This is a genomic window from Acidobacteriota bacterium (assembly GCA_039028635.1).
In the GTDB taxonomy this organism is placed as follows: domain Bacteria; phylum Acidobacteriota; class Thermoanaerobaculia; order Multivoradales; family JBCCEF01; genus JBCCEF01.
Window position 1 is genome coordinate 1 of record JBCCHV010000106.1, and the last position, 8,825, is coordinate 8,825.

General features: G+C 67.0%; 8 protein-coding genes. 5 read left to right on the forward strand and 3 right to left on the reverse strand.

The features are described 5' to 3' along the window. Positions 1–123 precede the first annotated feature (123 nt). On the reverse strand, positions 124–459 hold the full coding sequence (locus tag AAF604_24480; protein MEM7052841.1) for a VOC family protein: 336 nt from the start codon (positions 457–459) through the stop codon (positions 124–126). Positions 460–572: 113 nt separating this feature from the next. Between AAF604_24480 and AAF604_24485 the strand changes: the two genes are divergently transcribed. The 4 genes from AAF604_24485 (at position 573) to AAF604_24500 (ending at position 6,331) form a co-directional block, all read left to right on the forward strand. Beyond that, positions 573–2,612, forward strand: a complete 2,040-nt coding sequence (locus AAF604_24485) for a tetratricopeptide repeat protein (GenBank protein MEM7052842.1) — start codon at positions 573–575, stop codon at positions 2,610–2,612. A gap of 58 nt (positions 2,613–2,670) precedes the next feature. Beyond that, on the forward strand, positions 2,671–2,907 hold the full coding sequence (locus AAF604_24490; GenBank protein MEM7052843.1) for a glutaredoxin family protein: 237 nt from the start codon (positions 2,671–2,673) through the stop codon (positions 2,905–2,907). A 274-nt stretch (positions 2,908–3,181) separates the two neighbouring features. Beyond that, a complete protein-coding gene (locus AAF604_24495; protein MEM7052844.1) occupies positions 3,182–3,799 on the forward strand; it encodes a hypothetical protein in 618 nt (205 codons plus the stop codon). A gap of 222 nt (positions 3,800–4,021) precedes the next feature. Beyond that, positions 4,022–6,331: an NAD(P)-binding domain-containing protein gene (locus AAF604_24500; protein MEM7052845.1), complete on the forward strand. Its 2,310-nt coding sequence runs from the start codon at positions 4,022–4,024 to the stop codon at positions 6,329–6,331. 72 nt (positions 6,332–6,403) lie between these two features. On the opposite strand, the gene AAF604_24505 is transcribed toward AAF604_24500, so the two are convergent. Then, positions 6,404–7,462 (reverse strand): S-adenosylmethionine:tRNA ribosyltransferase-isomerase, encoded by a 1,059-nt coding sequence (locus AAF604_24505; GenBank protein ID MEM7052846.1) that lies wholly within the window; start codon positions 7,460–7,462, stop codon positions 6,404–6,406. Then, positions 7,459–8,202: an SDR family oxidoreductase gene (locus tag AAF604_24510; protein MEM7052847.1), complete on the reverse strand. Its 744-nt coding sequence runs from the start codon at positions 8,200–8,202 to the stop codon at positions 7,459–7,461. Before AAF604_24510 ends, AAF604_24505 begins: the two co-directional genes overlap by 4 nt. A 142-nt stretch (positions 8,203–8,344) precedes the next feature. Here AAF604_24510 and soxR point away from each other — a divergent pair, with 142 nt between their 5' ends. Further along, complete coding sequence (gene soxR / locus AAF604_24515; protein MEM7052848.1) at positions 8,345–8,782, forward strand: redox-sensitive transcriptional activator SoxR; 438 nt, start codon at positions 8,345–8,347, stop codon at positions 8,780–8,782. Positions 8,783–8,825: the final 43 nt, after the last annotated feature.

An 8,825-nucleotide genomic window follows, 5' to 3' on the forward strand; every position in this document is an offset into this window, starting at 1 on the left:
CCGCGACGGGAGAGGAGGCCCAAGAACCGCGCTTCTTGGGCCGGAGAGGGGCGCGTAGCCCCTCTCGGAAAAAACAGCTAGCAGCGCTGGAAAAGTCGCGAAGCGGACTTTTTCAGCGGCCTGCTAGTGGTGCTGGTCGATCAGGATCGGATTGCCGTCCGGGTCCTCGAGGGTGAGGTGGGTCGGGCCTTCGCTGGCCTCGTCCGCCTCTTGGATCAGGCTGACTCCGTCGGCCTTGAGGGCTTTCTGGATACCGCGGGCATCGGTCGGGTTGAAGGTCAGGATGTTCTTTTCGAACATGCCCTGAAAAAGGCCGATGTTGGCGCTGCCGTTGCTCAGGATCAGCCAGTTCTGGTCCTGCTCGCCGGCGATCACGGCGAAGCCCAGCTTCTCGTAAAAGGCGCGCGAAACGGCGATGTCCTGCACGGTGAGGGATACGGAAAAGGTGCCGAGCTCCATGGTTCGATTCTCCTGAAAGTCGTCGGGCTCGCGGCGGCCGAGATGGCGTCGGGGTTCCTTCGCTGCTGGCGGTCCGCGAGGCGTCAGGTGTAGGTGTGTAGACTATCGCCGAGATGCATGCGAAATCCGGGCATTGGCGCTCCGGCGCCCTCCTGGCAGGGTTGTTGATCGCTGCCCTTGCCCTGACCACGGGCCTGGGCGCGGACCGCCCGGCGCAGCCGCAGGTCCCGGCCGCGGGTCTGCACGTCGCGCCGCCGGATCCTCTGCCGCAGGAGGTACTGCCCTCCGAGTACGCCGACGAATCCACCTGCACTCTGTGCCACGGTGAGATCGCGAAGAGCTATCAGCAGGTGGGGATGGCGCAGTCCTTCTATGCCCCTTCCCGCGACAAGAGTATCGAGGATTTCGACGCCGGTCCGTGGCGTCACCAAGCCTCCGGGCGAACCTACGAGATGGTCTGGCAAGAGGAGGCGCTGGTTTTCCGGCGCTGGCTCGAAGGGCCGGAGGGAGAACGGCTCCACCTCTGGGAGCAAACCGTCGACTGGGTGATGGGCTCGGGCAACCATTCGCGGAGCTACCTGGTGCACAACGCCGGCGGTGAGCTCTACCAGCTTCCCATCGCCTGGTACACGCAGGAGGGGCGCTGGGGAATGTCGCCGGGCTACGATCGCGTCGATCACGAGGGCGTCAGCCGGCGGGTGCGGCGCGAGTGCATGGCCTGCCATACGGCCTTGCCGCGGGTGGCCGAAGGCAGTGACGGCTTTCACCAGCCGCATATTTTCCCGATGGAGCTGCCGGCGGGCACCGGCTGCCAGCGCTGCCACGGACCGGCGGCGCGGCACGTCGATCTCGCCCTCGGCGGGCTGCTCGGCCTCGACGAGATTCGGCGATCGGTGGTCAATCCCGGCAAGTTGGCGCCGCGCGAGCGCGACAGCGTTTGCAATCAGTGTCATCTGCAGCCTTCGGTGGCGATCGCCAAGGTGCAGCGCTTCGGGCAGGGGACCTACGACTTTCGGCCCGGTGAGGACCTCGAGGACCATCTGGTGCTGGTCGATGTCGAAGAGTCCGAGTTCTCGCGTCCGGAGCGTTTCGAGATCAATCATCATCCCTACCGCCTCGAGCAGAGCCTGTGCTTCGAGAAGAGTGCCGGCGAGCTGAGCTGTCTGACCTGCCACGATCCACATCGCAAGGTGGCGCCGGAGAACCGGCTGGAGCATTTCCGCGATGCCTGCGCCAGTTGCCACCAGCTCTCCGACTGTGACCTTGAAGGGATGACCGCCGAGCAGCGCTCGGCTGCCGGGGTCGATGGCGCCATCGATTCCCAGGACTGCGTGTCGTGTCACATGCCGAAGCGGCGACCGCAGGATGTGGTGGGTGTGGTGATGACGGACCACTTCATCCGTCGGCAGCCGGGTGGGCCGGAGCTGGTGGCGCCGCGGCAGGAGCGTGACCCGCCCCTCACCGGCATCCACCTGATGCGTCCGGAGCGGCGCGATCCGATGGGCCAGCTCTATCGCGCGCTGTCGGCGGTGCGGGCCGGAGGCGGTGCCGCTCAGGCCGGCGCCGAGCTCTTCGAGCAGGAGATGGCGCGGCTGGCTCCAGCGGCCAGCGAGCCCTGGCTCGATCTCTTGCGGCTGCGCATCAAGGCGGGGCGCCTGCTGCCGGCGAGGGAAGCCGCGGCGGAGGCCCTGAAGCGCGACCCGGAGAGCCTCGAGGCTCGCTCCTGGCTGGCGGTGGCTCAGGCCGGCCAGGGGCGCCGCACGTCGGCCCTGCGAGTTCTCGACTCGGTGCTGCGGAAAGATCCGGCGCGCATCGATCCGCGCTTCAACCGCGGCCGTATTCGTCTTGCCGAGGGCGATTGGCAGGGAGCCCGTGAGGACTTCCAAGAGGTCGTCGCGCAGCGCCCGAACCAGGCTTCCGGCTGGCTGCAGCTAGCGGCGGCGCAGGCCCTCGGCGAGCAGTGGACGGCGGCGGCCGATGGCTATCGGCAAGCGCTGAGGGTGAATCCCCGGCTGACCGCTGCGTACCGCGGCCTGGCGACGGCCCTCGAAGCCCTCGACCGATCCGACGAGGCGGCACGTTGGCGGCAACACGGTCGCCGCTGGGCGGCCGAGCCGGAGCTGCTGAAGCCCGCCACCGCCAACCAAGATTGACCCTTGCGAGCATCCCATTTCACCTGCCAACGCTCCCCCGGAGCCCGGAGTCACGACCATGGAAAAGTCCCCGATCACCCTCTACGGCACCACCTGGTGCGGCGACTGTCATCGCACCAAGGCCTTTCTCGACGATCGCAAGATCCCCTACCGCGAAATCGACATCGAGCAGGACGAGGCGGCGGCGGAGCTGGTGATGCGCCACAACGACGGCAAACGGCGAGTTCCCACCCTCGAGATCGCGGGCCGCTACTACGGCAATCCTTCGATCGCCGAGCTGCGCTCTCTGGTCTGAGGGCTGCGGTTCGGGCAGTCGGGGTGGCGTCATGCCTTGGTGCCGGGCGCAATCGGCGAGAAGGCGGTCGGCGTTTCAAAGGAGTCGCCCCGGACCGGGATCGTCGTCTCTCTCGGCCCCTCGCTGGCGGCGAGCAGGCGATCCGATGGCCTCTGCGCTGGCGCCGTGGGGCGCTTGTTGCCTGCTACCATCATGTGAAATTCGAAAGGAGCAAGAGACCATCCTGCAGCGTGGAGGAGAGGAGAGACACGGGGTTCGACGATGGCGCGGTCCGGTGTGCCTCGGGTTGATCGTGGCCTTCGCCTTCGCGGGACTGGCGCAGTCTCCGCCGGCCAACACCGACTGGGAAGTCATCGACGAACGCTCCGGCGCCGGGGAGCAGTGCCTGGTGTGCGGCCAGCCGATTCATGGCGACGAGATTCTCGAGCTGCGCTATCAGGGGCGGACCTTCTACGTGGCGGCGAAGATGCTCGAGGAGCTCGAGGCTTCGCCGCGCCTCTACCTGTCCCGCATCGAAGCCCACTCGGCCCTCTTCGATGAGGCGTCGCCGGCCCACGCTCGCCCATCCCGGGTCTGGATGTGGGGCGGCCTCTACCTGTTCGTGGGCTTGCTGTGCGCCGCCCTTTGTGGCGTCTTGGCGGTTTCGCGGGGCCTGGCTCCCATTCCGTGGTTCTTTGCCGGTCTGTTGGGCAATGTCGCGGCCCTGGCGGTGCTCAGTGTCACCCCACGGCGCACCGCCCCGGACCTCGAAGGTTGGACCAAAGCTCCCCTCACCCGCGCTCCCCGGAGCTGTCCCGCCTGTTCCGCGGACAACCATCCGGCGGCACAAACCTGTTTGTCCTGTGGGGTCGCGCTCCATCCCACCATCGCGTCCGAAGCGGATCTGGTCTAGGCGACCTCTTGCCGGATCTCTCGACGAAACTCGCTGCGCAGCCGAGGCTAAAACTGCGAGTGGTCCGTAGTGAATGACAGCCGGCAGCGGGGACCTTCGATCCTTCGCCGTCGGCGAGGTCGCGCGGTACGAGCGACCTACGCCACCCGGGCGAGCGCCACGGAGCGGCTCGCCTCCTGGCTCGGTTCGAGCCGTCAGCCTTGATTGCAAGAGGGATTCGTTTTGTTGAAGAAGCTGGAGGAGATTCTGACGAGTGGCAACGGCGAGAGCCGGCGGCCGATCATCAAGAAGGGCAACGAATCGAACGTCAAGGGCCTGCACGTCATCGGGGATCTCGCCGGGGCGCCGGTGATTAAGCTCGCCATGGAGCAGGCCGTCGAGGTGGTCGATCATCTGGCTGCCCTTCCGGCCATGGCGAAGCGGCCGCAGGACCCGGAAGTGCTCGACGTCTTGATCGTCGGCGCCGGAGCGGCGGGTCTCAATGCGGCTCTGGCGCTGCAGGAGAAGGGGTTTCGATATCGGGTGCTCGAGAAGGAGCGCATCGCCAACACCATCGAGAACTTTCCCGAGGGTAAGTGGGTTTACGCCGAGCCCGATTCGGAGCCGGCGAAGGGCAAGCTCTGGCTCGACGGTGCCACGAAGGAGGACCTGGTGGCGCGCTGGAACCAGATCGTGCGCGACAACGACCTCGACGTCTGCGTCGAAGAGGCCCTGGTCGATCTCGAAAAACGCTCCGACGGCATCTTTCGGGCGACCACCAACCGCGGCGAGCATCTGGCGCGCAAGGTGATCTTGGCCTCCGGTCAGCGCGGCAACCCGCGCAAGCTCGGGGTCCCCGGGGAAGAGGCGGAGCGGGTGTACCACCGCCTCTATTCGCCGCGCAAGTACCGCGATGAAGACCTGGTGGTGGTGGGGGGTGGCAACAGCGCCGTCGAGGCGGCCCTGGTCTTGGCAGAGGCCAACCGGGTCACCCTGGTGCACCGTGGTGGCGACTTTCCACGGGTTTTCAAGGGCAACCGGGCGGATCTCGACGAGGCCATCGCCGCGGGACGGATTCGTTTGATGTTGAACTCCCGAGTGGTCGAGTTCCGGGGCCGTGAAACGGTGATCGAGAGCGACCGCGGGGGCCATCGGGAAGAGGCGACGGTGGGTAGCGATCACGCCTTCGTGCTGGTGGGAGCAGAGCTGCCGGAAGCCTTCCTCAAGAAGATCGGAATCCGTCTCGAGAACGACTGGGTCGGCTTCCCCTGGCGCTCGGCGGCATTGACGGTGGCGTCATTCCTCGGCCTGTGGTTCCTCGGTCCGCTTTTCGGTGCCGCCGCGCCGACGGTGTCCCCGGTGGTCGCCTGGGGCGGCGGTGCGGTGGCCCTGGCGGCGCTCGGCGCTCTGGTGGCGACCGGCGTTCGCGGGGATCGCTGGTCGTGGCTTGGATTGTCTTTTTTCGCCTGGTACTCGATCTATGGCATCAAGGTCGGGAGCGGCACCGAGTTCTGGCCCTTCCGCGGCTGGGGCTTCGAAACCCTGTCCTTCTTCGATCGCCCCTGGTCATTCTGGTACACGGTGCTCTACACCGGGCTGATGACCGGCTTCGGCCTCGAGGCCCTCAAGCGTTGGGGGCTCGATCGTCGCGATCGTTTCCAGATCTGGCGCTTCACCAGCCTGCTGGCGTTCCAGTGGCTGTTCTTCTTCTTGATCCCGGAGTTCCTCTTCCAGTGGGCGGTGAAGTATCAGTGGGTCGGAGAGACTTTGGCGAGCGACCCGCAGTTCGCCGAGCAGGCCTGGCGCTCCTACGGCATCGTCTATGCCTGGCCACTGTTCTTCTACACCTTTTTCTACGATCCGGCCCAGATCTGGGTGGTGTGGGGCGTTCTTCTGACCTTCCTGCTGATTCCGATTCTGGTGCTGTTCCACGGCAAGCGCTATTGCTCCTGGATCTGTGGCTGCGGCGGCCTCGCCGAGACCTTCGGTGATCGCTGGCGCCACCTCGCTCCCAAGGGACTGCGCTCGATCCGCCTCGAGTGGATGGGGACGGTGGTTCTCGCCTTTGCCGCGCTGGTCACCTTGGCGATGTTGGCGAAGGATGTCACCGGCTTGGTGCGCACCGCCGACTGGGGAATCTACGGCTACCGCATCGTGGTCGACGTCTGGCTGGTGGGCATTCTTCCGGTCACCGTCTACCCCTTCATGGGGGGCAAGGTGTGGTGCCGCTACTGGTGCCCGCTGGCAAAGCTGATGCAGTTCCAGTCGAAATTCTTCACCAAGATCGGCTGGTCGCGCTTTCACATCGTCGCCAATGACAAATGCATTGCCTGCAACGAGTGCTCCCGCAACTGTCAGGTCGGCATCGACGTGATGCGCTATGCCCTCAAGCAGGAGACCCTCGACAACGCCACCTCTTCCTGTATCGGCTGCGGCGTCTGCGTCACCGTGTGTCCGATGGATACGCTGTCCTTCAGCAAGGATGGCGAGAGCTTGCTACCGATCTTGCCGTCCGACCCGCCATCGCCTCCTCCCCCCGCTTCCATCAATTGAGGCCTTCGCCCGGACTTCTCGCCGCGGCTGAGTCGGGCCGGGCGAGGAGTCGCGGACCCACTGCGCCACCGCTCACCCGGCCAGCGCCAGGGCCGCCGGCCGGGGCCGCTCGATGAGCACCGAATCGCCGAACTCGTGGTTGCGGTAGGCCTCGCCCTCGAGGGCTGCGCTCATCGCGGCGAGCTGATCGTCGTCGAGCAGGGAGCGCAACAGCTCGTAGTGGCTCTCTCCGGGCTCGTGGGCTCCACTGATCAGGGCGTCGACGACCTGCAGTGAGCTGCTGGGGCCGATGCGTTGGTTGGCCAGGCCATCGCCTTGTGTCGGAACACCGTCCCGTGAGGAATGTTCCAGAGCTCGTATGACGGTGGTGCCGAGGGCGATGACGCGGCCGCCGCGGGCGCGGGTACGGGTGATCGCCTGCACGGTGGTCGCCGGGATGCGGTAGGGCTCGTCGAGGGGTAGTCGGCGGTCGAGCTCTGAGTCACCGGTCGAGGAGAGACCGGCGGCATGGGTCAGGGTCGCGAATGCGACGCCCTGGCGGCGCAGGTCGGCGATCAGGCGCCAGTCGAGGAGGAAGCCGGCCGACGGCGGCTCGAAGGCCGCCGGCACCGCCGCCACCCGCGTCCACACGTCCCACAGCGCCAGGGGCTCTTCGATGTGGGCGTACTGCACCGGCCGGCCGTGGTGCGCGATGCCGCTCCAGATCTCGCTGGGAGTGCCGGCGAAACGCAATCCGACGAGACGCGGATGGCCGAGGGTTGCGGTCACCGTCGCCCGCAGTGGGCCGAGGGCGAGATCATCGCCGATCTGCAGTGGTGGTGGGGCCGGTCGGTCCTCCGTCGGTGTTCGGTGGTCGCCTTCGCCGAAGACGACTGCCGTGACCTCGTGAATATCCTCGAAGGCCAGCGAAGAGCGTCCCGCCAGGCGAGCTTCGATCGCTCGACCGGTCGGGTGGTGGTGGCCCGCGAGGCTGGCCGGCAAGGTGGCGGCGTCGTTGGCGACCAGCAGGTCGCCGGGCGCCAGGAAGCGCGCCAGCTCTCGGCGGGGGGCGCGGTGCATTGCGCCGCTGGAATCGATCACCAGCAGGCGCGCGGCGGCGGCGCGCTGGATCGGCTGATCGGCGGCGATCACGACGCCACCTCCGTCGCCGGCGGTTGGGCGAGGTGGCCGGTGAGCATGGTGAGCAGCTCGCTCGCCGAATCGGTCGGTGATTTGAGGGCCGCCCGGTCGGCATCCGGCACCGCCGCCAGGTGGAGGGGGGTGTCCATGTCGCCGGGGTCGAAGGCCAGCACCCGCACGCCCTGGGAGTCGAGCTCCTGGTCCCAGATTTGGCTGAGGTGGGAGAGGGCCGCCTTGCTCGCGCCGTAGGCGCCCCAACCTTCATAGGGTGTGACGGCGGCGTCGCTGGTGATGTTGACCACCAAGGCCGGTCGCCCTTCGCGGGCGGAGGCGGCCAGCGCCCCGAGGAGCGCCTTGGTGAGCCGGAAGGGGCCGAGCAGGTTGGTGTCGAGGGCGTGCTGGAAGTCTTCGCACTCGGTGTCCGCCAGCAGAGCGAGGGGCACCGGGCCGAGACTCGAAGCGTTGTTGATCAGGAGGTCGAGGCCACCGAGGCTGGCGGTGATCTGCAGCGCGAGGCGGTGGATCTGGTCCTTCTCGGAGACGTCTCCGACCAAGCCTCGCGCGCCCGCGGCTTGCTGTTGGACCGCCGCGAAACGATCCTCATGGCGCGCCACGTAGGCCACGGCGGCTCCCCGCTGGTGGAGGGCGGTGACCAGGGCCAGTCCGAGGCCCGAGGTGCCGCCGGTGATGGCGACTCGGAGGTCGTCGAAGGGAGTCGGGTTTTGTGCGTTGGGATGGGAAGTCGAGCTCATGGTGCGTTCTCCTTGCGATGAGTTGTCGATCGGCGGTGAGGGGGCCTTTCGGGTCCTCCGCAGCCGGTCGAGATTCAAAATACAAGTTCAAGTGAACTTGAAGTCAAGAGGGAAATCTGATTTCCTGAGCTCTGTGGAGCTTTTGACCATCGGAGAGATCGCTCGTCGCAGCGGGGTGGCGGCCTCGGCGCTGCGGTATTACGAGGAGCTCGGACTGATCTCGTCGTCCCGCACCGGCTCGGGCCATCGGCGCTTTCCGCGGCAGGTGCTGCGCCGCCTGGCCTTCATCGTCTATGCCCAGCGCATCGGACTGAGCCTGAAGGAGATTGCCGTCGAGCTGGCCAAGCTGCCGGACAACCGCACCCCGACGCCGGCCGATTGGTCCGAGCTGCTCGACCGCTGGCAGGAGCGCATCCGACAGCGCATCGCCGAGCTCGAACGGCTCGAGGCGAGCTTGACCAGCTGCATCGGCTGCGGCTGCCTGTCCTTCGATCGCTGCGCTTTATCGAACCCGCAGGACCGCGCCGGGCGGCGCGGTCCGGGACCGAGGTTCTGGGTCGAGGAGGGATCTCCGGACTAGCAGGTTGCTGAAAAACTCATCGGCAACCTGCTCCCGGGCCCGG